Here is a 23,961-nt window from a genome sequence, read left to right as displayed (position 1 = left end):
CCGCCCCATCCCGGAGCTGTGGACAACTGGTGCGGCGCGGTCTCCATCTCCCTCCCGTTACCCTTGGTGCGATCGCTGTACGAGAGGAACCCATGACCCGCGCCACCCTTCCCACCGAAGCCCTCGACTGGCTGGCGGTGTGGCACGGTGTGCGGGCCCTGGCTGTGGACCCCGAGCCACACCTGGCCAGGCGGCTGACCGACGCGGGGCATTCGCTGTTCGCCACGTCGGAGGACGCGCAGCGCATCGAGCGGCTGCGCCGGGTGCGTTCGGTCACGCCCATCATGGCTCGGCCCGAAGCGATCCCGACGGACCCGTTCACGTTCGAGGTGGTGCTGATCCACCAGGGGCTCCACCGCTACGACCTCACGCAGGCGCTCCCGCAGCTCGCCCGGGTGCTCCGCCCGGGTGGGTGTCTGAGCGCCTCGTACCTGGTGCGCGACGACTCGGTGCCCTGGGTCCGCCGCCTCGCCGCACTCCTGCGACGATTCGACCCGATGGCGATGAAGGGCGACTACGGCCACCACAGCCTCGACTTCCTGAGCTCCAGCAAGTACTTCCCCGAGGTTGAGCAGCGGGCATTCCGGGTCTGGCAGAGCGTCAGCCGCGACGACCTCGTGGGCCTGGTCAGGGCCCAACCACTCGCGGCCAACCTGGACGCCGCGCAGCTCGGCCACCTTCTCGACCAGGTCTCAGAGCTCTACGACGGCGCGGTTCGCCCGGGCGAGAGCCTGCGGCTGCCCTTCCAGCTTCTGTGCTGGCGAGCCTGGGTGGATCACGAGGAGCTGACCGCCCCTGTTGTGCTTCCCGACCACGCCCTGGCCATTCAGCTGTGACCCGACGACGCGCCTGAACCGGCCCTCCCCCCGACGCACCGACGGTGACAACCACTAGGCTGGCCACTGCCGGAAGGAGCAACATGCCTATTGAGCCCAGCCACCCCCTGGTGGACATCAAGGATGCCGTCTCAGACTTCGTCGCACGTGAATCCGAGTTGGCGGCAGCCGAGCTCAAGCCCGCCGCCAAGGCCGCCGGGATCGGCGCCGGCCTCTTCGCCGGGGCCGCTGTATTCGCGTTCCACGCCGTCTGGATGCTGGTGATCCTGATCGCGCTCGCGCTCGGCCTCCTGCTGCACGCGGTGACGCCGCTGGGACCGTGGTCGTCCTTCACCCTGGGGTTCCTGGCCAGCGTGCTCTTCTCGCTGGTCGTCGCCCTGGTGCTGGTGATCCTCGGCCGCAACAAGTTCCGCCAGGTGAAGAAGCCGGACGCCACCATCGCCGAGGCCAAGGCCACACTCGACGCGGTGGTCGCGGCCATCGCGTCGCGCACGAAGAGCGCTGACGTGGTGATCAAGCCCGACGATCTCCCGCGCTTCCGCGACGCGGATCTCGACAGCACGTTCGGGCGTCCCTAGTGTTCCCATGCCTCGGCTGCGGCGCACCGGATCGGGCGATCCGGCACCCCTCCATCTGAACATGGACGCCTGGCGCCGAGTGTCGCCCAGCCTGCAGACATGGCAGGCTGGGCCTCATGACCAAGTGGGAATACTTCGTGGCGCCAATCCTCTCGCACGTGGCGCAGCAACTGCTCAACAACTTCGGGTCGGACGGCTGGGAGCTCATCCAGCTCGCCCCCGGGCCCAACCCGGACACGCTCGTCGGATACTTCAAGCGCCCCCAGCAGTGAGCGGGACCTCCGCGACGCAGCGGCTGACCGAGCTGGGCATCGACCTCCCGCCGGTTGCAGCACCCGTGGCCGCCTACGTGCCTGCCACGCTGGTGGGCAACCAGGTGTGGACCTCTGGCCAGCTGCCCAGCGTCGACGGGCGGCTGATCGCCACCGGCAAGCTCGGAGGCGAGGTGGACCAGGAGACAGGCGTGCAGGCCGCCCGGCTGGCCGCGCTCAACGCCCTGGCAGCCGCAGCCGAGGTGGCCGGCGGGGTGGACCACATCCGCCGCGTGCTCAAGGTGGTGGTGTTCGTCTCCAGCGAGCCGGGCTTCACCGCCCAACCGGCGGTGGCCAACGGCGCCTCGGCCCTGTTCGGTGAGGTGTTCGGCGAGGCGGGCGCCCACGTCCGATCGGCGGTCGGTGTCTCGGTGCTGCCGTTGGACGCCCCCGTCGAGGTCGAGCTGATCGTCGAGGTCTGATGGACCGGGCCTCGGCCGTCCACAGCGCGCTGGCGCAGGCCTACCCGGAGGCCCGGTGCGAGCTGGACTACACCACACCGTTCGAGCTCCTCGTCGCAACCGTGCTCTCCGCGCAGTCCACGGACAGACGCGTCAACACCGTCACCCCGCGCCTCTTCGCCCGCTTCCCCACCCCGCTCGCACTGGCCGAGGCGGACGCCGCTGATGTCGAGGAGATCATCCTCAGCGTGGGCTTCTTCCGCGCGAAGAGCGCGGCCATCATCGGACTCGCGCGCCGCATCGTCGACGACTTCGACGGCCGCGTCCCGAACACTCTTGCCGGGCTGATCACGCTGCCAGGCGTCGGCAGGAAGACCGCGAACGTGGTGCTGGGCAACGCCTTCGGGATCCCCGGGGTCACTCCGGACACCCACCTGATCCGCGTTGCGGGCCGCCTGGGGTGGACCGGGAGCACCAAGCCGGACGCGGTGGAGCGCGATGTCGCCGCCCTGTTCCCGCCTGAGGACTGGGTGATGCTGTGCCACCGGGTGATCTGGCACGGGCGGCGCTGCTGCCACGCTCGAAGGCCCGCATGCGGCGCGTGCCCCGTCCGCGATCTGTGCCCGAGCAGCGGAATCGGCGAGCAGGATCCCGCCATCGCCGCCCAGCTGATCCGCGAGCCGCGCGGGTAATCTCGGCATTGTGATCCCACGCCTCCTTGCCCTCGCCGCGGCGCTCGCGCTGGCTGCGTGCTCTCCGACGGCCGTGACCTCGCAGCCGCCCAGCTCGGCGCCGGTGGATCTCGCGTCGCTCAGGGTGGAGTACGGCCTCCCAGACTGCCCGGTCACCGACCCCGCGACACTCCAGGTGGCCGGCGGACTACCGCAGACCCAGCTGACCTGCCTGGGCAGCGACGCCGTCGTCAATCTGGCCGGACTTGAGCGGAAGCCCACCGTCGTGAACCTGTGGGCCCAGTGGTGCGGGCCCTGCCGCGAGGAATCGCCCTACCTGAGGGCGGGCCTCGCCGAGCTCGACGGGGTGGCCTTCGTCGGCGTCAACTACAACGACCCCAGGCCGGAGTGGGCCATCGAGTTCGCTGGGCTTGTCGGGTGGAGATATCCGCATGTGATCGACGCCGACAAGTCCCTTCAGGTGCCCCTGCGGGTGCCGGGCCTGCCCACCACGTACTTTGTCGACGCCGACGGCAGGATCGTCGGCGTCCACGCGGGGCCCTTCGATTCCACCGAGCAACTTCTCACGATGGCCGACGACTACCTGGGGGTGCGGTGAGGCATCCAGAGACGTTCGAGGCCCTCTGCCACGCCCTGGTCCGGGGGCCTGCTGCGCGTGAGATAGACGTGCACCGCACCCCACGAGGCGAGCGCGCTGCCGCGGTGCTGATGCTGTTCACCGATGAGCAGGACCCGTCGCTCACCTTCGTGACCCGGGCCGAGACGATGCGCCGTCACGCCGGCCAGATCGCCCTGCCAGGGGGCGCCGTCGACGCGACGGACCGGGACCGGCGCCACACGGCGTTGAGGGAGGCCAACGAGGAGATCGGCCTGGCCGCAGAACACGTCACCGTGCTGGGCGAATTGCCACCGCTGTGGGTCCCTGCCTCCGGCTATGACGTGACGACGGTGGTGGCGGTATGGCCCGGCGGGCACCGGTTAGCGCCCCGCGACCCGGCCGAGACCGGCGCCGTGCACGCCTTCGGCGTCTCCGCCCTGTCATCGGCGGAGGTCCGGTTGACGGGTCATCACCCGAGCGGCTTCGAGGGGCCGGCGTTCGTGCTCGGCGATCAGTTCATCTGGGGCCTGACCGCGCACCTGGTGGACTGGGTGCTTGAGTTGGGCGGCTGGGCCAAACCCTGGAACCGTGGCCGGGTCGCCGACATCCCGGCCCGCTACATGCGCGATTGAGAGACGCCGACGGCGCACGGCAGGGCCGTGCGCCGTCGCCAGAACTTCAGATCTGGCGGGTGGGTAACACTGAGATGTGTGCCCCCGGGGTGTCATGGTGCTCGACGAGCACGTCGTGCCACGAGTCGATATCCGGGCGCGAGCGGAGGAGAGCGCGTCGCTCCCGCTCCGTCATGCCGCCCCAGACGCCCCACTCGATGCGGTTGTCCAAGGCCTCTGCAAGGCACTCGGAGCGGACCGGGCACCCGACGCATACCGATCTCGCGCGCTTCTGGTCCTTGCCTTCCGGAAATAGTGCGTCAGCCATTTCGCGGCACTTGGCATGGAGCGTCCATTCGCTCACTTCAGCCAGGGACATCAGCTGCCCTCCCTTGCGCAGTCACTGTCAGATGACATGCACGCTAGCGCATCAGCGGTACTCCGCAACAGGGGTATCCGGCCAGCAAAAACGCAAGCCAAGCCGCGGACCATGGCCTCCTGGGACCCGTCACGTAAACTGGGGCAATGAAGTCTGCCTCCCTCAGCCAGAAGGCGTACTCCGTCCTCATGTTTCTCGCGGTGAGCGTGCTCGCCGGCCTCCTCCTGTCGGGCCTCGCGGTGCCCTTCGCCGCGCTCGCGGGCGGAAGCGCCAAGCTGGCCGCCGAGTCGCTGGAGTACCTCCCCGCGGACCTCGAGACGCCTCCCCAGTCCGAGCGCTCCCGGATCCTGATGGCCGATGGGCAGGTGCTGGCCACGTTCTTCAACGAGAACCGCATCTACGTGCCGCTCTCCGAGATCGCCCCGGCCATGCAGGACGCCCAGATCGCCATTGAGGACCATCGCTTCTACGAGCACGGCGCGATCGACTTCCAGGGCTTCGGCCGAGCGTTCGTCAAGACGATGACCGGAGACACCCAGGGCGCCTCGACACTCACGCAGCAGTACGTCAAGCTCGTTCGGGTGGAATCGGCCGTGGCAGCCGGCGACGAGGAGGGCGTGCGCAAGGCCACCGAGGTGACCATCGACCGCAAGATCATCGAGGCCAGGTACGCCATGGCCTTGGAGGAGCGGCTCACCAAGGACGAGATCCTGGAGCGCTACCTCAACATCGCCTACTACGGTGACGGCGCCTACGGCGTCGAAGCCGCCGCCCAACACTACTGGGGCACCACCGCCAAGGATCTGACCCTGGAGCAGGCGGCCATGCTGGCCGGGCTCGTGCAGAACCCCGTGTCGACCAACCCGGTGAAGAATCCAGAGAAGGCCATCGAGCGCCGCAACGTCGTGCTCAACCGCATGGCCGAGCTGGGCATCATCAGCGAGGAGCGCGCGGCGGAGGCCAAGGCGGTCCCCTTCGACCAGGCCACGGTCAAGCGGACCCCCAACGGCTGCACCGCCTCGCCGTACCCCTTCCTGTGCGACTACGTCCGCCGCACCCTGCTGAGCGACCAGATGCCGAGCATGGGCGCCACACCCGAGGAGCGGGAGAACCTGCTCAACCGGGGCGGGCTCACCATCCAGACCCTGATCAACCCAACCGCCCAGGCCGCAGCCGAGGCAGCCGTCGCAGACCTGATCGCACCCACGGATCCGGTGTTGGCGGGGGCGGCGCTGATCCAGCCGAGCAGCGGGCTCATCGTAGCCATGGCACAGTCTCGGCCGGACATGGGCACCGACGCCGGCGAGACCTACTACAACTACAACGTCGAGAAGTCGATGGGCGGTGCAGAGGGCTACCAGGCCGGGTCCACGTTCAAGACGTTCACGATGGCAGCGGCACTGGACCTCGGCATGACCCCCGATCGCCAGTACAACGCCCCCGAGGCGCTGCCGCTTGAGGGCATGACGTTCAAGAACTGCACCGGACCCTTCGTGTTCAAGCAGGACCACACGGTCCGCAACTACAACCGCGGCTACGGGTTGATCGACATGATCCGGGGCGCCGAGGACTCGGTGAACACCTATTTCATGCAACTTGAGGCCGACGCCGGGATCTGCGCCTCCATCGACATGGCCAAGGCCGCCGGCGTCAAGATGTCCACCGGTCAGGACCTGCGCATCAACCAGAACTACCCCACCTTCGTGCTCGGCACCTCCGAGGTCACGCCGCTGTCAATGGCCGAGGCCTACGCAACCTTCGCCAACCGGGGCATCCACTGCACCCCGATCATCCTGGAAGCGGTCACCACCAAGGACGGCAGCTCCCTGGCGGTGCCACCGGCCGACTGCAAGCAGGTGATCCGACCCGAGATCGCCGACGGCGTCAACTACATCCTCAAGAGCGTCATCGACAACGGCACCGGGCGCCCGGCACGCCTGAGCGACGGCCGCCCCCAGGCCGGCAAGACAGGCACGATCAGCGAGAACCAGGCCGTCTGGTTCGCGGGCTACACCCCGGAGATGGCCGGCGCCGCCTGGATCGCCATCGACAAGACCAACCCCTGGTACGAATCCAAGCGGAAGACGCTCAAGAACGTGAGGCTCCCCAGCGGCACGTATCTGCGCGGCTCCGGCGGTGGGGACGCGGGCCTGATCTGGAAGGCCGCCATGGCCTCCGCGCTGGCGGACAAGCCGAAGACTGCCTTCACCAAGCCCACCACCGAGGTGCTTGAGGGCGTCAAGGTGCCGCTGCCGGACGTGTCCGGGATGGGCTACAACGAGGCCAAGCGCACGCTTGAGGCCGCCGGCTTCCAGACCCAGCGCTGGAGCGTCTACAGCAGCCGCCCAGCGGGCACCTTCCTGGGCATCTCGCCGACGGGCTCGGCCATCAAGTTCTCGACGGTGTCACTGAAGGTCTCCCTGGGCCCGAAGCCCGTTCCCCGGCCTGAGCCTGTGGCGCCGGCTCCCGAAGCTCCGGCCGACCCGGCTCCTCCCGCCGAGGAGGCCCCTGCGCCGCCTGGCAACGCCGAGCCCGGCAACCCCAACGAATGACGCGGCCGGTTCTGCGCGCCGTCGGGGCCACGGCTGCCCTCGGCGCGGCATGCTTCGGCTGGGGGCTGATCGAGGCTGCGCTGTTCACTGTCCGGCAGGTGGAGCTCCCGATTCTGCCTGCCGGGGGGCGGCCGATCCGGATTCTGCACATGTCCGACATCCACCTCACCACCAGCCAGCACTTCAAGCTGGACTTCATCCGCTCGATGGCGGCGCTGGAGCCTGATCTGGTCATCAACACCGGGGACAACATCGCGCAGGCCGAGGCAGTTTTCCCGCTGCTCGCCGCGTGGAACAAGTTGAGGTTCGTGCCCGGAGTGTTCGTGTTCGGCTCCAACGACTACTTCAAGCCACACTTCCGCAACCCGCTGCTGTACCTCGCACACGGCAAATCGGAGGCCAAGGGGCCGACTGCGCCCAACCTTCCGTGGGAGAAGCTGCGTGACGGCATGACCAAGCATGGCTGGGTGGACCTGACCCACCGTCGGGCTGCTCTGGAGGTCAACGGGTACCGGTTGGCGTTCCGCGGAGTCGACGACGCGCACCTGGGCCGCGACCGCTACGCGATGGTGGAGGGCCCGGCCGATGCCTCCGCGGACCTCAACATCGGCGTGACCCACGCCCCCTATCTGCGGCTGCTGGATGCCATGACCGCGGATGGGATGGACCTGATCTTCGCCGGCCACACCCATGGCGGGCAGGTCTGCGTCCCTGGCTACGGCGCACTCATCACCAACTGCGATCTGGACCCCGCCCGGGTCAAGGGCCTCTCCACACACACCGCTGGCGGACACACCGCCCACCTGCACGTCTCGGCGGGCGTGGGCACCTCCCCCTTCGCCCCGTACCGGTTCGCCTGCCGTCCCGAGGTCACGCTGCTGACCCTTCGTCCGGTTTCGCGCTGACGGGGCCGATGGGCTAGTATCTCGGTTGGTCCTTGGGCCAATCGGGGTGTGGCGCAGCTTGGTAGCGCGCGTCGTTCGGGACGACGAGGCCGCAGGTTCAAATCCTGTCACCCCGACGCAGACCGAGAGGGATGAGCAAGCTCATCAGCTCTCGGTCTTTCGCATTTCAGGTCAACTGCGAGCTTGTTCATCCCCGAGGTCAAGGAAGGGGTTGGAGGGACGTAGTCCCGGAACACCCCGACGAAGGTCGAGAGAAATGGGCAGGCGCCCGTACCTCTCGACTTTTTGCTTTCCAGGGACTCGGCGCTTGTCCATTTCCGAGGCCGAGGAAGGGGTTGGAGGGACGTAGTCCCGGAACACCCCGACGAAGTCCGAGAGAAGTGAGCAAGCTCCCTTCCTCGGACTCGTTGCGTTTCTGGGACTCGGAGCTTGTTCACTTCCTAGGCCGAGGAAGGGGTTGGAGGGACGTAGTCCCGGAACACCAACCCGACGCGCCGCGTGTCGCGCGGGACCGTACGCTGCTCGCATGTCCGAGACGGAACCCAGTGTCCCCGCCACGCCACCCGCTACACCACCTGCCGCCACAGCTGTATCCGAGCTGGAGCCGACGCCGCCGGTAGCGAGGCGAGACACGCGTCGCCGGTCCCGGTTCGCCGTCGACCTGGGCCACCCCTTCATGTGGGGCTTCACCGCGACCGCGGGCGCCCTCGTGGCGATCTCGCTGGGAGGGTCGTTGTCCGCCCTGTCGACGGTGCTCGTCTCCATCGGAGCGGCGCTGTTCATCGCCATGGCGCTGGAACCCGTCGTGCTGTGGCTGGGCAACCATCGAATGTCGCGTGGGCTGGCCATCGCCGTCGTGTTCGCCGGATTCGCACTCATCCTCGGCGGGGTGATCGCCCTCATCGCGCCGGCAGCGGTGGGGCAGGTGACGCAGCTGGCGGCAGCGGTGCCCGGGTACCTTTCTAACGTCCAGAACACCGACTGGTTCAAGGCGCTGACCGCCGCGACCGGGCAGAGCGACCTCTACGAGGCGCTGTTCGCCCGGGCGCAGGCCTGGCTGTCGAACCCGGAGAACCTCCTCGCGATCGGTGGAGGCGCGCTGGCCGTCAGCACGGGGTTGGTGGACTTCGTCTCCACGAGCCTGATCGTGCTGGTCCTCACCCTCTATTTCCTGGCCTCGCTTGACCCCATGAAGAGGGCCCTCCAGCAGCTCGCACCGGCGCACGCCCGCCCCCGGTTGGGCACGATGACCGACCGGATCGTCGAATCGGTGGGCGGTTACGTGTCAGGCATGGCCATCCTGGCCGCCGCCAACGCCGCCTTCACCTTCGTCCTCATGACCATCCTCGGCGCCCCCTTCGCGGCCCTGCTGTCCTTCCTGGCCCTGTTCATCACCTTCATTCCGATGATCGGCCCGGTCCTGTCCTGGATCCTGATCACCACCGTCACGCTCTTCGCCTCCCCCGTGACGGCGCTGATCTTCGCCGTCGTGATGTTCGCCTACATGCAGATCGAGGCCTACGTGCTCACCCCGCGCGTGATGACCAAGGCCGTCGATATTCCGGGATCGCTGGTGCTGATCGGCGCCATGGTGGGCGCCACCCTGCTCGGACTGCTCGGCGCCCTGGTTGCGGTGCCCGTCACGGCGTCGCTGCTGATGATCATCAAGGAGATCTACATCCCGCGACAGGACGCGAAGGTCCGCCCCAAATCCTGATCCAATGCCCTCGCGTGGACCGGGCGCGGGCATACGATCGGTCGCATCGTCGGCCGGGGTGAACCTGTCGACGCACTCAGGACACAAGGAGCGAGCACGATGATCGCGAAAATCCTCCGACCGGTCGCGCTGATGGCGAGCCTGCTGCTCGCCTTCGGTCTGATCCCCGCCGCGCAGGCCTCGGCCGACAGTGGCGCCCGCGCTGAGCATCAGCGCATCGTCGACTTCTGGACCAAGGACAAGGTTGCCCAGGCCAAGCCCCGCGACTTCGTGCGCGATCCGGCCACCGGCACCTTCTCGGAGGCTGCGCTGGCCGCCACCGCCACGCTCGGCGAACCCTGGCCTGGTGGTGGTCTCGTCCAGAAGACCACCGGCAAGGTGCTGTTCGCGATGGGCAGGTCCTACTACGTGTGCTCCGCTTCCGTGATCGAGGACGGCGACAGCACCAGGTCGATCATCGTGACCGCGGCCCACTGCGTCTTCGACAACCAGAAGTCCAAGTTCGCGACGAACTGGGTGTTCATCCCGGACTACGACTCGAACGCCGTCGCGCTCACCACCAGCGGGTCGTTCTGCGCCGAGACCACCTACGGCTGCTGGACGGCCACGGCCCTCGTGGCTCACGAGGGCTTCACCTCGCAGCGCAAGTTCAACACCCAGGCCACCCTGCACGACTTCGCGTTCGCCGTCGTCGGCCTCGGCGGCAACGGAAAGACCTTGGCGCAACTGGACAAGACCGTCGGGGCCCAGGAGATCGCCTTCGACGAGGTTTCCGTTGGCGCGGATACGTTCCTGTTCGGCTACCCCGCCGGAACACCCTACGCCGGCAAGGAACTCATCTACTCGCAGGGCCCGTTGGACACCGATCCGCTCAACAACGATCGGACCTACCGGGTGGTCAGTGACATGACCGGCGGCTCCTCCGGCGGCCCCTGGTACGCCCCCTTCAACGAGGGCCGAGGCAGTGGAATCACGATGTCGGTGAACTCCTACGGCTACTCGGGGATCGAGGCGATGCACGGGCCGATGTTCAACGACAAGACCGCAGCCCTGTTCAGCGCCGCCACCACCGCGACGAGGAACACGATCGTCAGCTGAGCCGCCTCGGCCGCCTGGTACCCCCGCTCACCCGTGGCCCGTCACCCCGCTCTAAGCTGGGTGACGGGCTACGGAGGGACTCGGAGATGACCTGGACAGCGCTACGCACCACCCACTACATCAACGGCCGGTTCACCGACGACGAGGCCACGCTGAGCGTCGAGAACCCCGCCACCGGCGAGGAGCTCACCAAGGTGGCCGACGCGGACGCCGCGACCGCGATGGCATGCCTGGACGCCGCCGCCGACGCCGCCGCCGGATGGGCGGCCACCGAGCCCCGGTTCCGGGGCGAGCTGCTGCGGGCCGCCTGGGCACGGATCATTGAGCGGGCAGACGAGTTCGCCGAGACGATGACCCGGGAGATGGGCAAGCCTCTGGCTGAGGCGCGCGGCGAGGTGACCTACGGGGCCGAGTTCCTCCGGTGGTTCGCCGAGGAGACCCCGCGCATCCACGGGCGCTACACCGTCGCCCCCGTCGGCGGGCAGCGCCTGCTGACCACCAAGCAGCCGGTGGGCCCGGTCCTGGCGATCACGCCCTGGAACTTCCCGCTGGCGATGGCCACCCGCAAGCTCGGGCCGGCGCTGGCGGCCGGCTGCACCGCGGTGCTGAAGCCCGCCCAGCTGACACCCCTGACGTCGCTGCTGCTCATGGACGTGTTCGACGAGGTGGGAGTGCCGGCCGGGGTGGTGAACTGCTTCGTGTCGTCGTCGGCCTCGGCCACCACCGGCCCCCTGATCGCCGACCGACGGCTGCGGAAGCTGACCTTCACCGGGTCCACCAGCGTGGGCGTGAAGCTGCTGGAGCAGGCGTCGGCGAACGTCCTGAAGACGTCCATGGAGCTCGGCGGCAACGCGCCGTTCCTGGTGCTGCCGAGCGCGGACGTGGACCGCGCCGTCGAGGGTGCGCTGGTGGCGAAGATGCGCAACATCGGCCAGGCCTGCACGGCGGCCAACCGGATGATCGTGCACCGCGGCCTGGTGGAGGAGTTCACGGCCAAGCTCGCCGCCCGGGTGGGCGCCATGCGCGTGGGTGACGGATTGGCCGACGGGGTCGAGGTGGGGCCGCTGGTCTCCGCGTCTGCGTTGGACGACGTGGAGGCGATGGTCCGGGAGGCCGTCGAGGACGGCGCCCGGGTGGTCGTGGGCGGGGCGCGCGTCGACGGGCCGGGCCACTTCATGCAGCCGACGGTGCTGGCCGACGTGGCCCCCTCGTCGCGGTGCTTCCGGGAGGAGATCTTCGGCCCGGTGGCGCCGATCGTCGCGGTGGACTCCGTCGACGAGGCGGTTGCCCTGGCCAACGACACCGACTTCGGCCTGATGAGCTACGTCTTCGCCGAGGACCTCACGGAGGCGATCACGACGGCCGAGCGCCTCGAGTCCGGCATGGTGGGGCTGAACTCCGGCCTCGTCTCGAACCCGGCGGCCCCCTTCGGCGGCGTCAAGAGCTCGGGACTGGGGCGCGAAGGCGGCCCTGAAGGCATCGAGGAGTTCCTGGAGATCAAGTACATCGGGATGGCCCTCTGACAGCACGTCCGCACGGTCCCAGGGCTACGGTTGGGGTGGAAGCGCTCAACGACGAGCGCTTCCGACGCAGTGCCGCAACGAGGAGACCCATGTCAACCGCCACCGAAACCCGCCAGAGGACCCGGACCGATCTTCCCGCCACCGGCGTGGCACCCACCCACCCCAAGCTCCTGGCCTGGCTCGACGAGGTCGTTCGGCTCTGCAAGCCGGAGGCGATCCACTACTGCGACGGCTCGGACGCCGAGTACGACGCGCTGGTGGGTCAACTGGAGGCCAAGGGCACCGTCGTCCGGCTCAACGAGACGCTGAAGCCCAACTCCGTCCTGGCGCGCACGGACCCCGACGACGTCGCCCGCGTGGAAGATCAGACGTTCATCTGCTCGAAGGACGAGCGCAACGCCGGACCCACCAACAACTGGATGGACCCGGACCAGATGAAGCGGATCATGACGCCGCTGTTCGACGGCTGCATGGCCGGGCGCACCATGTACGTGATGCCGTTCTGCATGGGCTCCATGGACGCCGAGGACCCGAAGTACGGCGTGGAGATCTCAGATTCGGCCTACGTGGCCATCTCGATGAAGATCATGACGCGGATGGGCGCCGAGACGCTCGCCCGCATGGAGGAGACGAACGCGGACTTCGTGCCCGCCCTGCATTCGGTCGGGATGCCGCTGGTGGACGGGCAGGAGGACGTGCCGTGGCCGTGCAACGAGATCAAGTACATCGTCCACTTCACCGACGAACGCGTCATCTGGTCCTACGGCTCCGGCTACGGCGGCAACTCCCTGCTGGGCAAGAAGTGCTATGCACTGCGGATCGCCTCCGCCATGGCCCGCGACGAGGGCTGGCTCGCCGAGCACATGCTGATCCTCAAGCTGATCTCGCCGGAGGGCCGGGCGTACCACATCGCGGCGGCCTTCCCGTCGGCGTGCGGCAAGACCAACCTCGCGATGCTGGACCCCACCATCCCCGGCTGGACCGTCGAGACCCTCGGCGACGACATTGCTTGGCTGCGCTTCGGGGCAGACGGCCGCCTCTACGCCACCAACCCCGAGACGGGCTTCTTCGGGGTGGCGCCGGGCACCAGCCATGACACCAACCCCAACGCGATGCTCTCCCTGGAGGGCGGCAACACCATCTTCACCAACGTGGCGCTGACGCCCGAGGGCGACGTGTGGTGGGAGGGCATGACAAAGGAGCCGCCCGCGGTGTTGACGGACTGGAAGGGCCGCGAGTGGCGCGCGGGCACGGGCCCCGTCGGCGGGCGACCCAACGAGAAGGCGGCCCATCCCAACAGCCGTTTCTGCACACCGATCGACCAGTGCCCGATCCTGTCGGAGGACTACCACTCCCCCCAGGGGGTTCCGCTGGATGCGATCGTCTTCGGTGGCCGGCGCGAGAACACCATCCCGCTGGTGATGCAGTCACGGACCTGGCAGCACGGCGTCTTCATGGGGGCCACCTGCTCCTCGGAGACCACCGCCGCGGCCTCGGGAGCGGTGGGGGTGCTCCGCCGCGACCCGATGGCGATGCTGCCCTTCATCGGCTACCACGTCGCCGACTACGTGCAGCACTGGATCAGCATCGGACGCCACGCCGACGCGGACTTGCTGCCCAAGGTCTTCTACGTCAACTGGTTCCGCCGCGACACCGACGGCCGCTTCATGTGGCCGGGCTTCGGGGAGAACTCCCGGGTGCTGAAGTGGATCGCGCAGCGCGTCGACGGCCTGACCGAGGCGGTGGAGACGCCGATCGGCTTCCTCCCCGCGGCAGGCAGCCTCGACGTCGAGGGCCTGACGATCGACGAGGCCGACCTGCGCGAGGTGGTGTCCTACAAGGAGAACGAGTGGCGCGACGAGGTGCCGCGCATCGGGCGCTGGTTCGATACCTTCGGCTGGCGGCTGCCGCGCGAGCTCGTCGACGAGCTGCGGACGTTGGAGACGGCGTTCGGGAGGACGCCGACGGAGGTCTGACCTGGCTCAAACGGTGAGAATCCGGGGAGATGGCCCGCTATGGGCGCCATCTCCCCGGATTCTCACTGTCTGGGATCAGTCCAGCCGCCCGAGGATGAGGGCAGGCAGCTCGGGCGCGGCTTCCGCATAGCCGACGGCGCCGTCGAGGGCCTCGAGCGCCCGGCCGAAGCGCTCCGGGGTGGCGGTGTGCAGCGTGAACAGCGGCTGACCTGGGGCGACGGCGTCTCCGGGCTTGGCGTGCATCTCGATGCCGGCCACGGCCTGGACGTCGTCCTCCTTCCGTGCGCGACCCGCGCCGAGGCGCCACGCAGCGACGCCGACAGCATAGGCGTCCATCCTGGTGAGGTAGCCGCCGCGCCCGGCGGTCACCGTGTGCTGGTGTTCGGCCACGGGCAGCGGGGCGTCGGGGTCGCCTCCCTGGGCCGCGATCATGCGGCGCCACACGTCCATCGCCCTGCCGTCGCGCAGTGCGGGCGCCGGGTCCACGTCGGGCTTGCCGGCGGCCGCGAGCATCTCGCGGGCCAGGGCCAGCGTCAGCTCGACGACGTCCGCGGGTCCGCCGCCGGCCAGGACCTCAACTGATTCACGCACCTCGAGCGCGTTGCCCGCGGTGAGTCCCAGCGGCGTGTCCATGCCGGTGAGAAGAGCCACGGTGTTGACCCCCGCGTCCTTGCCGAGGTCCACCATGGTGCGGGCCAACTCCTGGGCCTGGTCCAGCGACTTCATGAACGCGCCGGAGCCCACCTTCACGTCAAGCACCAGCGCGCCGGTGCCCTCGGCGATCTTCTTGCTCATGATTGAGCTCGCGATCAGCGGGATGGCCTCGACGGTGCCCGTGGTGTCGCGGAGGGCGTAGAGCTTCTTGTCCGCAGGCGCCAGGCCGGAGCCGGCCGCGCAGATGACCGCGCCGACGTCCTCGAGCTGACGGAAGATCTCCTCGTTGGTCAATGCCGCGCGCCACCCGGGGATGGCCTCGAGCTTGTCCAGCGTGCCGCCCGTGTGACCCAGGCCGCGACCTGAGAGCTGCGGGACCGCCACGTCGAACACCGCGACCAACGGCGCGAGCGGGAGCGTGATCTTGTCCCCCACCCCGCCGGTGGAGTGCTTGTCCGCGGTGGGGCGGCTGAGGCTGGAGAAGTCCATCCGCTCGCCTGAGTCGATCATCGCGGCGGTCCAGCGGGCGATCTCGTCGCGGTCCATGCCGCGGATGAGGATGGCCATCGCCAGTGCCGACATCTGGTAGTCCGCGACGGCGCCCGTGGTGTAGGCGTCGATCACCCAGTCGATCTCGTCCGGGGTGAGCGTGCCGCCGTCGCGCTTGGTGCGGATGAGGTCAACGACGTCCATGATCATGGGCTCAGGCTATCGACGCCGTGCACGACACGCCGTCGGGACCGCCCCTCGTGGCCGGCAGCTGCCCTGGGCCGGGCCCGGACCGGACTTTGGTGCACGGGCCGGGGATCTGGCAGGATCGAAGCGCTCCCACCCCTCCCCCGCGCGTCCCGCGCGAGACGGGTCCCTCCTGTTCCCCGGAAGTCACCATGTCCAAGGAAGTCCTGCGCGCCCGTTGGGGCGTCATCCTGCTGTTCTGGCTCAACGGGGTGGCGTGGTCCTCAATCCTGCCGAGGTACCCGGAGATCAAAGTGGCGCTGGAGGCGTCGAACACGGCGTTCGGTGTCGCCGTCGGCCTGGGGCCCGTGGGCGGCCTGATCGCGGGGCTGTTCACCGCACGCCTGGTCCGCCGCTTCTCGTCGGCCTCAGTGGCCGGGGTGACGCTGATCGCCGGCATCGCCATGCTCAACGCGGTGGCCAACGCGCCGACACTGCTGCTGTTCTCCGCCGCGCTCGCCACCATGGCGGCGATGGACGCCATCACCGACATCTCGATGAACGGGCACGGTCTGCGCGTCCAGAAGCTGTACGGCCGCACCATCCTCAACTCGTTCCACGGCTGGTGGTCGATCGGCGCCGTGTGCGGCGGCATCCTGGGCTCCATCGCGGCCCAGATCGGGATGGCGCTGTGGCTGCAGGCCCTCGTCGCGACGGTGGTCTTCGGCGCGATGGCGGTCTTCGCCCGCACGCTGCTGCTCCCGGGCAAGGATCAGGCCCCCGTCGACGAGGAGGCCGCCGCCGAGGTCCGGCCGCAGCGCCGCCTCCCGGCGAGCCTGTGGGTGCGCCTCATCGCGCTCGGCCTGCTCGGGGCATCCGTGGGGCTGGTGGAGGAGAGCGCAGCGTCGTGGGGCGCCATCTACATGGACGGCATGTTCTCGGTCATCCCGTTTGTGGCCGGCCTCGCCTTCGTGGCCCTGCAGGGCGCGCAGATGATCGGCCGGTTCACGGGCGACGCACTGGTCAACCGCATCGGCGCCCGCCCGGCGGTGACGCTCGGGGTGAGCATCGCCGCCGTCGGCATGGGTGTCGCGGTGGCGTTCCCGCACCCGGTCACCACCATCCTGGGCTTCGCCTGCGCGGGCTGGGGCATCGCCACCGCGATCCCCTCGGCGATGCACGCCGCCGACGAGCTCCCGGGCATGGCGCACGGCTCCGGGCTCACCTTCGTCACCTGGCTGATGCGGCTCGGCTTTTTCGCCGGCCCACCGTTGATCGGTATCGTCGGCGACACCGTCAGCCTCCGCTGGGCCCTGATCGTGGTGCCCATCGCCGCGCTGCTGGCGCTGCTGCTCACCCCGGCCCTCACCCCGCCCCGGGACGCGCGCCCCACCGTCCTCTGAAGGTGGTTGACTGGGGCGCATGACCTTCACGCTGCCCTCCCCCCGCACACCAGATCCGATGGACGCGCCGCCGATGCGGTGGGGCGTGCTCGGCACCGGCTGGATCGCCGAGCGCTTCGTCGAGGCGCTGCACGCCCACACCCGGCAGCGGGTGGTGGTGGTGGGCTCCCGCACCGCCGGGAAGGGCGCGGATTTCGCCTCCAGGCACGGCATCGAGCGGAGCCTGGTGGGCTACGAGGCGGTGGTGGCCGACGGGCAGGTGGACATCGTCTACGTGGCCACACCCCACAGCGAGCACCGCGACAACGCACTCCTGGCGATCGCAGCCGGCAAGCACGTGCTCATCGAGAAGGCCTTCACCCGCAACCTGGCCGAGGCCACCGAGGTGGTCGACGCGGCCCGCGCGGCCGGGGTCGTCGCGATGGAGGCCATGTGGACGCGCTTCCTCCCCCACATGGACGTGGTGCGCCAGGTGCTGGCCGACGGGGTCCTCGGCGAGATCGAGACGGCGTTCGCCGATCACGGGCAGTGGTTCCCACGAGACCCGGACTTCCGCCTCTTCGACCCGAACAAGGCCGGCGGTGCCATGCTGGACCTCGGCGTGTACCCCGTCAGCTTCGCCCACTTCGCCCTGGGCACCCCCGGTGCCGCTCTGGCGACCGGCACCAAGGCCTTCACCGGGGTGGACCGCCAGATCTCCGCGGTGCTGACCGGCTTCGCCGGGCATCCGATGGCCCACGGGATCATCACCACGACGCTCGCGGCGCTGACCCCCACGAGCGCGTTCATCGCCGGCGACGACGCGCGCCTCGAGATCCCCGGCCCCTTCTACGGCCCGCAGGTGGTCACCGTCCGCCGGCGTGACGGCGGGATCGCCGTCTCCGAGGAGCCGGGAATCCATGAGCACGCGGGGCTGAGCTTCCAGGCCGCGCACCTCGCCACGGTGATCGCCGAGGGCCGGCCGGAGTCTCACCTGCTGCCGCTGGAGGAGACGCTCGCCGTGATGGCGACCATGGACGAGCTGCGCCGCCAGGTGGGCGTCAGCCTGCCCGGCGAATCGTGAGTGATCTCTCTGCCCTGCGTGGCATGATGGTGGCATGAGTCGCACACGACTGAGCACGACCGTGGACGCAGGCCTTCTCGAGCGCGCCCGCAGGGCATCCGGAAAGCCGGACTCGGCGCTGGTCGACGAGGCCCTCGCTGCGTTGCTGGCCAGCCGTCGCACTGCAGAGGTGGACGCCAGCTATGCCGCCTACGACGCGCACCCGCTCGATGAACCAGACGAGTGGGGGGACCTGGCCTCCTTTCGACGGGCGGTTGCGGCCTCATGACGCAGTTCCCCGCACGCGGGGAGGTGTGGTGGTGTGAGATGTCCGAGATCGGGCGCAGGCCCGTCGTCATCCTGTCTCGCGACGCCGTGATCCCACGCCATCGCCGGGCACTCATCGCGCCATGCACCACCACCATCAGGAATCTACCGAGCGAAGTCCTCCTCGAGCCGGGAGACGACCCGGTGCCGCTGCGCTCGGCGGTCAACCTGGACTCTATCGAGAGCGTCTCGCTAGCGATCCTCGTCCAACGTCTAGGTCGCGTCTCCGATGCCCGCATGCGCGAGATTTGCGCCGCCCTTGCCACCGCGGTCGCCTGCTCAGACTGAGCTTCGCCATCGCCGTGGAGCGGATCACCTACCGCAGACCGGCCAGGACGTCGGCCACCTCCGGATCGAGCAGCTCGACGACGGCGGCGCGGGCCGCCTCCGGGCTGGCGCTGGCGAGCACCGCGTCGAGCATCGCCCGGCAGGTGTCCAGGTCGTGGCGGGCCAGCGAGGCCTTCACCGAACCCACCTTGCCGACGGCCATGGACAGCGACGAGATTCCTGCGCCGGCCGCCACCAGGGCGAGCAGCGGGTCTCCGCCCACCTCGCCGCAGATGCCAACCGGCTTGCCGTCGGCGCCGCGGACGGTGGCGACGATGAGGTCCCACAAAGCCGGCTGCCAGCCGCTGAGCAGGTGCGCCAGGGCCCCGTTCATGCGGTCGGCGGCGAACAGGTACTGGGACAGGTCGTTGGTGCCGATGGAGGCGAAGTCGCACGCGTCCAGGACCTGCGCGGACCTGATGGCGGCGGCCGGGACCTCCACCATGGTGCCCGCCGTCGGGAGTCCGGCGTCACGGCAGCGGGCCGCGAACCAGCCGGCCTCCTCAGCCGTGGCCACCATCGGAGCCATCACCCAGACCTCGGCGCCGGTGGCCTCCCGCGCCCTCGCGAGGGCGGTCAGCTGGTCCGTGAGCAGGTCGTCGCGCTCACGCTGCAGGCGGAGCCCGCGGACTCCGAGCGCCGGGTTCTCCTCGGCCCCCAGGTCAGCGAAGGCCAGTGGCTTGTCGGCGCCCGCGTCGAGGGTACGGACCACCACCTTGCGACCGGTGAACGCCTCGAACACGGCCGTATAGGTGGCCGTCTGCTCGTCGACAGTCGGCGCGTCGGAGCGGTCGAGGAACAGGAACTCGGTGCGGAACAGCCCGGAGCCCTCCACGTCGGCCTTCGCCGCGCGCTGCGCATCGTCGGCGGTGCCGATGTTGGCCAGGATCTGCACGCGGTGCCCGTCGCGCGTGGCGCCCGGCCCCTGTGACAAGGCCTGCAGCGCGAGTCGGTGCTCGTTGCGCGCGACGAGAACCTCGGCCATCCCCGCGTCGGGGTTGACGATGACCTCGCCGGTGGCCCCGTCGAGGCCCAGCGTGTCCGGCGAAGCCGCCAGCACGCCTGTGGCCTGGACGACGGCGGGGATGCCGAGCTGTGCCGCGAGGATCGCGGTGTGGGAGGTGACGCCTCCGGCCTCGGTCACGATGCCGAGCACGCGGGCCGGATCGAGGGTCGCGGTGTCCGCGGGCGCCAGGTCCAGCGCCACGATGATGCTCGGCTCGTCGAACTCCGGCACCCCCGGGGCCGGGCGGCCCAGCAGCCGGGCGGCCGCACGCTGGAAGACGTCGCGGAGGTCGCTCTGCCTCTCGGCCATGTAGGCGTCGAGCCCCGCAAGGAGCTCGCAGTACTGCTCGACGGCCAGGTACAGCGCGTCGACGGGGCCGTGGCCCTCGCCGGTGAACGAGGCCACCGCGAACTGGAGACCCGGGTCGCGGGCCATCATCGCCGTGGCCTCGAGGACCGGCCGAGCGTGGTCGTCGGCGCGTTGGGCACGGGCTTCCATGTCCGCCGCGACCGCCTCGAGCGCCTCCGCGACGGCTGCCTCGGCCGCGGCGGGATCGTCGGTGCGCTCACCCGGGGGCGTGATGAGGACGGTGGAGACGACGACGGCCGGGCCGCTGACCGATCCGGGGCTCACCCCGATGCCGTGGATCCTCATGCCGGCGCGTCGTGGTCGACTTCGAGGAACGCGACGAGACGGTCCAGCGCCGCCTCCGCCCCGTCGCCGTCGGCGGTGAGGGTGACCACCTCGCCGTGCTTGACGCCCATCGTCATCACGCCGAGCATGCTGCGGGCGTCGACGGCGCGGCCGCCCTGCTTGGCGATGGTGACCGGGATACCGAGGGAGGAGACCTCGGTGACGAACAGGTTGGCTGGGCGGGCGTGCAGGCCTACCGCCGAGGCGATGGCGACGTCACGGCTGGGCATGGGTGTTCTCCTTCGGGATCCAGATGTGGTCGAAGACCTCGGCGACGAGATCATCGAAGATGCCGAGCTCCCACGCGACGTCGAGCGCGGTGTAGCGGGAGCGGTAATACATGGCGCGCGGGAAGGTGGCCCGCACGTCCTCGGGCGTGAGCCCGATGTCCTGCGGGCGTGAGGGGGCCCCAGCCTGGCGGAGCTGGTCGCTCAGCTGGGCGGTGGTGACCAGTTGGGCGCGCAGGCGGTCCGCGACGGCGGGCCACTGGTCGACGAGCGGCTTCAGCCGGTCGTAGAGCTCGTCGCCCGAGGCGTACTTGGCCTTCGTCTCGCGGACCGCGTGGTCCGCCAGCGCCCCGTCGAAGGTGGACCGGATGTCGGCCTCGATCTCGTCCCACGGCTGCCGCGCGTCGACGGCGGCGCGTAGGTCGAGCTGGCTGAGGTCGCGGGCCAGCAGCGCCTCGTAAAAGGCGCACATGGCCAGCGACCCGACTGCCACCTTGTCGCCGTGTGACAGCGGCGGGTCCAGGTCCGCGCCCAGGTGGGCCAGCTCCCACAGGTGGGAGAAGTAGTGCTCCGCGCCCGATGCCGGGCGGGTGCCGCCGTAAGCCTGCATGGCCAGGCCGGACAGGCACAGGCCCTCGACCAGGCCCTCGAAGGCGTCGGCGTCGCCGGCAGCCAGGGCGGCCGGCCGCGACAGTGCCGTCTCAACGCCCGACTGCACCATCGCCCAGACGTCCTCGTCGATCGGCTCGATGCCGGTGACGTCGGCGAGGATCCAGTCGGCGCCACCGGGGATCTTCGCGGCGAGGTCGCCGTACCCGGAGGCGGTGAGGAAGCCGGGGGCCGCGGCCACCACGTCGAGGTCCATGATGACCACGACCGGGGCCTTGCAGTTGCGGGTGACCTTGACGCCGTTCTCGCTCATGGGGGCGCCGGCGCCGGTGTAGCCGTCCATGGAGGCTGCGGTGCCGACGACGGCGTAGTCGCGGCCCATCTCGAACGCGGCCAGCTTGACCAGGTCGTTGAGGGTGCCGGACCCGAGCGCGACGGGAAGGGCCTCCCCCATGCCGGCCTTGATGGTCTCGCAGTTCTCGTACGAGGCATACAGGGTGGGCGTGCCGGGGAAGATCAGCGGCGCCACGGTGGCGCAGCCGGCCTCCTCCAGCGAGGAGGTGAGCTGCTCCCCGGCGGCCGCCCAGGTGTTCTCGTCAGCCACCACGATGTAGGGGCCGGTGCCCAGGTGGGCGGCGAGGTGCCGGCCGGACTCGGCCAACACCCCTCGCCCCACTGCGGCACCAGAAGTGTCGACGGCCTTCGCGAGGGCGTCGAGCAAGGCCTGACTAGTCACACTGGAACACCACCAGCGCACCCTGGACCAGGGCGGGAGCCTCGTCCGGCCCTGACAGGTGGATGGCTCCACCCATCCGCGGCTCGGCCTCACCGTCGAAGACCAGCGTGACGTGCCCGAGGGCCGCCAGGTTCTGCTCCGCGACGTCGCCCACCGCGCTGACGGTCCACTCCTGATGGGCGATCAGGACCCGCTGGCCGACGGCGAGCGAACCGCTCAGGTCGGCCTTCTCGATGAGGAAGCAGTAGGGACGCAGCTCCTCCGGAGCGTTGCCGCCGAAGGTGATGGCCATGTTCTCCATGAGGAAGGCTGAGGCCTCCTCGCCGACCTCGAGGACGGTGGTGGTGTACGCCATGGTGGTGTTCCTTTCAGTGTGTTACGAAGCCGAGTACAGGCCGATGCTGGCGAGCCAGGCGATGGCGACGCGCGGCACACCGTTGAGGAAGCGCGAGTACAGCACCGCAGGCACGCCCACCTCGATGGTCTCGGGCTCGGCCTCCGCCAGGCCCATGCCGACGGGGATGAAGTCGCACGCGTTCTGGGTGTTGATCGCGAACAGGGCAGGCAGCGCCAGGTGGGGTGGCACGTTGCCCTTGCCGATCTCCACGCCGATGAGGGTGCCGATGATCTGCGCGATGACGGCACCGGGGCCTAGAAGGGGCGACAGGAACGGCAGCGAGCAGATGAATCCGAGGAGCAGGAGCCCCCAGCCGGTGCCGGCGAGCGGGGTGAGCAGGTTGGAGAACCAGACGCCCAGGCCTGATGCCTGGATGATGCCGATCAGCATGGCCACGAAACCCATGAAGGGGATGATCGTCTGCAGCATGGTCTGCACGGCGTTCCGGGCCGCCTGGTAAAACACGGCGATCACCCTGCCGGCGCCCAGCCCGATGCTCTGCAGGATGCTCTTGCGCGGCTGGCGCGCCATCTGCTCGGTGAGCTTCAGCGGGCGTCCCTCCTCGCGTGCCGGGCTGGCGTCCGGCGAGGGCGCGGAGTGAGCGGCGCCCCCGACGGCGGCCGCGGCGGCCCCGACGGCGACGAGTTCGCGCTCGTCGGCGGGAGCCACCTGGCTGGACCCGACGGCGGAGACGTAGATGCCCTCGTTGATGTACTGGGCCAGGGGGCCGGTCTTGCCGGTGGGCACCACGTTGACGGTGGGGATCTGCTTCTTCGGGTAGAGGCCGCAGCGCAGCGATCCGCCACAGTCGATGACGGCGACGAAGTGCTCGTCGTCGGGGACCGAGGTGGTGAAGCCGTTGACGGGCGTGGCGCCGGACAGCTCAGCGATCCGGTCGACGACTTCGGGCCTGGACCCGCCGCCGACGATGTAGACGATCTTGTTCCGCTTGGCGTCGGGGGTGATGGTGAGCGGGCCGCCGTAGCCGCCGGGGCCGCGCGAGATGGTGATGGTGCGGTACTCAGACATGGGAGGCCTTCACTTGGGTCGAGAGGGTGACGCCCTGCTGCTTGGCGACGAACTTCGTCGTGAAGTCGGTGACCCAGCCACCGAAGAAGTTGAGGACCGCGCCGAGCAACAGGTAGCGGACTGCGAGGTCGCCGGTGTTGAGGCCTAGCGACATGATCCCCTGGGCGATACCCATCCAGACGAACAGCTCCGCCGGGTTGTTGTGCGGGAACAGGCCGTTGCTGGTGTGCATCATCTGCGCAACCGAGGCGTAGTAGCCCGGTTTGTGCGCCTCTGGGAGGAAGCGGCCCAGCGTGAAGGCCATCGGGTTGGTGAGGAAGAACGAGCCGAAGAACGGCAGGATCAGGTAGCGGCTGATCACGTTCTTGCCCGCCTTGGCGGCGAGCTTGTTGATCCGCTCCTCACCGATGAGGGCGATCAACGAGTTCATCGCGATGAGCAGCACGAGCACGAGTGGGACGATGCCGGTCATCCACGCGGTGAAGGTGTCGGCACCTTCACGGAAGAGACCGATGAACCACTCCGCACCATGCACGAGATAGTCGAGAATTTCCATCTCAACTCCTTTCAAGGTTCGGTTCGGGGCCGCACGAAACAGCCCCGTCTACGCAGCCCCACGGTGGGGCTGCTGGGGTAGTGGGCGACTGTGCCCTGGCTGG

The 23,961-nt window shown here is 69.4% G+C and carries 25 protein-coding genes and 1 tRNA gene; 18 read left to right on the top strand and 8 right to left on the bottom strand.

Annotated elements, in window-relative coordinates:
- Nucleotides 1-92: 92 nt before the first annotated feature.
- The 7 genes from ACX1D1_RS05120 to ACX1D1_RS05090 all read left to right on the top strand — a co-directional run bounded on the left by ACX1D1_RS05120 (nt 93) and on the right by ACX1D1_RS05090 (nt 4,048).
- Complete coding sequence (locus tag ACX1D1_RS05120) at nt 93-836, top strand: class I SAM-dependent methyltransferase (RefSeq protein ID WP_459056188.1); 744 nt, start codon at nt 93-95, stop codon at nt 834-836.
- 83 nt (nt 837-919) lie between these two features.
- A complete protein-coding gene (locus ACX1D1_RS05115; protein WP_459056187.1) occupies nt 920-1,414 on the top strand; it encodes a phage holin family protein in 495 nt (164 codons plus the stop codon).
- 116 nt (nt 1,415-1,530) lie between these two features.
- On the top strand, nt 1,531-1,686 hold the full coding sequence (gene sp36 / locus ACX1D1_RS05110) for a Sp36 family protein (protein WP_459056186.1): 156 nt from the start codon (nt 1,531-1,533) through the stop codon (nt 1,684-1,686).
- The gene (locus ACX1D1_RS05105; RefSeq protein WP_182782112.1) at nt 1,683-2,147 is read left to right on the top strand and encodes a RidA family protein; all 465 of its coding nucleotides are present in this window, start codon (nt 1,683-1,685) and stop codon (nt 2,145-2,147) included. Before sp36 ends, ACX1D1_RS05105 begins: the two co-directional genes overlap by 4 nt.
- Nucleotides 2,147-2,818, top strand: a complete 672-nt coding sequence (gene nth, locus ACX1D1_RS05100) for an endonuclease III (protein WP_459056185.1) — start codon at nt 2,147-2,149, stop codon at nt 2,816-2,818. The genes ACX1D1_RS05105 and nth overlap by 1 nt, the downstream gene beginning before the upstream one ends.
- A 10-nt stretch (nt 2,819-2,828) precedes the next feature.
- On the top strand, nt 2,829-3,416 hold the full coding sequence (locus ACX1D1_RS05095; RefSeq protein ID WP_459056184.1) for a TlpA family protein disulfide reductase: 588 nt from the start codon (nt 2,829-2,831) through the stop codon (nt 3,414-3,416).
- On the top strand, nt 3,413-4,048 hold the full coding sequence (locus ACX1D1_RS05090; protein ID WP_182782109.1) for an NUDIX hydrolase: 636 nt from the start codon (nt 3,413-3,415) through the stop codon (nt 4,046-4,048). Before ACX1D1_RS05095 ends, ACX1D1_RS05090 begins: the two co-directional genes overlap by 4 nt.
- A gap of 46 nt (nt 4,049-4,094) precedes the next feature.
- Here ACX1D1_RS05090 and ACX1D1_RS05085 read toward each other — a convergent pair whose 3' ends face one another.
- On the bottom strand, nt 4,095-4,406 hold the full coding sequence (locus tag ACX1D1_RS05085; RefSeq protein WP_182782108.1) for a WhiB family transcriptional regulator: 312 nt from the start codon (nt 4,404-4,406) through the stop codon (nt 4,095-4,097).
- Nucleotides 4,407-4,552: 146 nt separating this feature from the next.
- On the opposite strand from ACX1D1_RS05085, the gene ACX1D1_RS05080 reads away from it, so the two are divergent.
- The 7 genes from ACX1D1_RS05080 to ACX1D1_RS05050 all read left to right on the top strand — a co-directional run bounded on the left by ACX1D1_RS05080 (nt 4,553) and on the right by ACX1D1_RS05050 (nt 14,177).
- Nucleotides 4,553-6,958 (top strand): transglycosylase domain-containing protein, encoded by a 2,406-nt coding sequence (locus ACX1D1_RS05080; RefSeq protein ID WP_459056183.1) that lies wholly within the window; start codon nt 4,553-4,555, stop codon nt 6,956-6,958.
- Nucleotides 6,955-7,863 (top strand): metallophosphoesterase, encoded by a 909-nt coding sequence (locus ACX1D1_RS05075; protein WP_459056182.1) that lies wholly within the window; start codon nt 6,955-6,957, stop codon nt 7,861-7,863. Before ACX1D1_RS05080 ends, ACX1D1_RS05075 begins: the two co-directional genes overlap by 4 nt.
- A 42-nt stretch (nt 7,864-7,905) precedes the next feature.
- A tRNA-Pro gene (locus ACX1D1_RS05070) sits at nt 7,906-7,979 on the top strand.
- Between the two features lie 410 nt (nt 7,980-8,389).
- Nucleotides 8,390-9,580, top strand: a complete 1,191-nt coding sequence (locus tag ACX1D1_RS05065) for an AI-2E family transporter (protein WP_459056181.1) — start codon at nt 8,390-8,392, stop codon at nt 9,578-9,580.
- A 99-nt stretch (nt 9,581-9,679) separates the two neighbouring features.
- On the top strand, nt 9,680-10,678 hold the full coding sequence (locus tag ACX1D1_RS05060; RefSeq protein WP_182799150.1) for a trypsin-like serine peptidase: 999 nt from the start codon (nt 9,680-9,682) through the stop codon (nt 10,676-10,678).
- A gap of 86 nt (nt 10,679-10,764) precedes the next feature.
- Nucleotides 10,765-12,201: an NAD-dependent succinate-semialdehyde dehydrogenase gene (locus ACX1D1_RS05055; protein ID WP_459056180.1), complete on the top strand. Its 1,437-nt coding sequence runs from the start codon at nt 10,765-10,767 to the stop codon at nt 12,199-12,201.
- Between the two features lie 89 nt (nt 12,202-12,290).
- Nucleotides 12,291-14,177, top strand: coding sequence for a phosphoenolpyruvate carboxykinase (GTP) (locus ACX1D1_RS05050; RefSeq protein WP_459056179.1), 1,887 nt, complete (start codon nt 12,291-12,293; stop codon nt 14,175-14,177).
- Nucleotides 14,178-14,252: 75 nt separating this feature from the next.
- On the opposite strand, the gene ACX1D1_RS05045 is transcribed toward ACX1D1_RS05050, so the two are convergent.
- On the bottom strand, nt 14,253-15,530 hold the full coding sequence (locus tag ACX1D1_RS05045; RefSeq protein ID WP_459056178.1) for a thymidine phosphorylase: 1,278 nt from the start codon (nt 15,528-15,530) through the stop codon (nt 14,253-14,255).
- Between the two features lie 188 nt (nt 15,531-15,718).
- Here ACX1D1_RS05045 and ACX1D1_RS05040 point away from each other — a divergent pair, with 188 nt between their 5' ends.
- From ACX1D1_RS05040 to ACX1D1_RS05025, 4 genes are read left to right on the top strand one after another with little or no spacing between them, the layout of a single operon-like run.
- Nucleotides 15,719-16,909 (top strand): MFS transporter, encoded by a 1,191-nt coding sequence (locus ACX1D1_RS05040; RefSeq protein WP_459056177.1) that lies wholly within the window; start codon nt 15,719-15,721, stop codon nt 16,907-16,909.
- 19 nt (nt 16,910-16,928) lie between these two features.
- A complete protein-coding gene (locus ACX1D1_RS05035) occupies nt 16,929-17,972 on the top strand; it encodes a Gfo/Idh/MocA family protein (RefSeq protein ID WP_459056176.1) in 1,044 nt (347 codons plus the stop codon).
- Nucleotides 17,973-18,006: 34 nt separating this feature from the next.
- On the top strand, nt 18,007-18,240 hold the full coding sequence (locus ACX1D1_RS05030; RefSeq protein WP_182782100.1) for a DUF2191 domain-containing protein: 234 nt from the start codon (nt 18,007-18,009) through the stop codon (nt 18,238-18,240).
- On the top strand, nt 18,237-18,566 hold the full coding sequence (locus tag ACX1D1_RS05025; RefSeq protein ID WP_459056175.1) for a type II toxin-antitoxin system PemK/MazF family toxin: 330 nt from the start codon (nt 18,237-18,239) through the stop codon (nt 18,564-18,566). Before ACX1D1_RS05030 ends, ACX1D1_RS05025 begins: the two co-directional genes overlap by 4 nt.
- 28 nt (nt 18,567-18,594) lie before the next feature.
- Here ACX1D1_RS05025 and ptsP read toward each other — a convergent pair whose 3' ends face one another.
- Genes ptsP through srlA form a run of 6 tightly spaced genes read right to left on the bottom strand, consistent with a single transcriptional unit; the run spans nt 18,595 to nt 23,858 of the window.
- Nucleotides 18,595-20,265, bottom strand: a complete 1,671-nt coding sequence (gene ptsP / locus ACX1D1_RS05020) for a phosphoenolpyruvate--protein phosphotransferase (protein ID WP_459056174.1) — start codon at nt 20,263-20,265, stop codon at nt 18,595-18,597.
- Nucleotides 20,262-20,534: an HPr family phosphocarrier protein gene (locus tag ACX1D1_RS05015; protein ID WP_182782098.1), complete on the bottom strand. Its 273-nt coding sequence runs from the start codon at nt 20,532-20,534 to the stop codon at nt 20,262-20,264. Before ACX1D1_RS05015 ends, ptsP begins: the two co-directional genes overlap by 4 nt.
- On the bottom strand, nt 20,521-21,876 hold the full coding sequence (locus ACX1D1_RS05010; RefSeq protein WP_459056173.1) for a sn-glycerol-1-phosphate dehydrogenase: 1,356 nt from the start codon (nt 21,874-21,876) through the stop codon (nt 20,521-20,523). The genes ACX1D1_RS05015 and ACX1D1_RS05010 overlap by 14 nt, the downstream gene beginning before the upstream one ends.
- Entirely contained in the window at nt 21,869-22,231 is a 363-nt protein-coding gene (locus ACX1D1_RS05005; protein ID WP_459056172.1) for a PTS glucitol/sorbitol transporter subunit IIA, read from the bottom strand. The genes ACX1D1_RS05010 and ACX1D1_RS05005 overlap by 8 nt, the downstream gene beginning before the upstream one ends.
- Before the next feature lie 21 nt (nt 22,232-22,252).
- Nucleotides 22,253-23,302 (bottom strand): PTS glucitol/sorbitol transporter subunit IIB, encoded by a 1,050-nt coding sequence (gene srlE, locus ACX1D1_RS05000; RefSeq protein WP_459056171.1) that lies wholly within the window; start codon nt 23,300-23,302, stop codon nt 22,253-22,255.
- Complete coding sequence (gene srlA / locus ACX1D1_RS04995) at nt 23,295-23,858, bottom strand: PTS glucitol/sorbitol transporter subunit IIC (RefSeq protein WP_459056170.1); 564 nt, start codon at nt 23,856-23,858, stop codon at nt 23,295-23,297. Before srlA ends, srlE begins: the two co-directional genes overlap by 8 nt.
- Nucleotides 23,859-23,961: the final 103 nt, after the last annotated feature.

Source organism: Tessaracoccus luoxuelianae (assembly GCF_054483915.1).
Note: the sequence above shows the minus strand (reverse complement) of the source record. Positions and strands in the feature narration are given on the sequence as shown.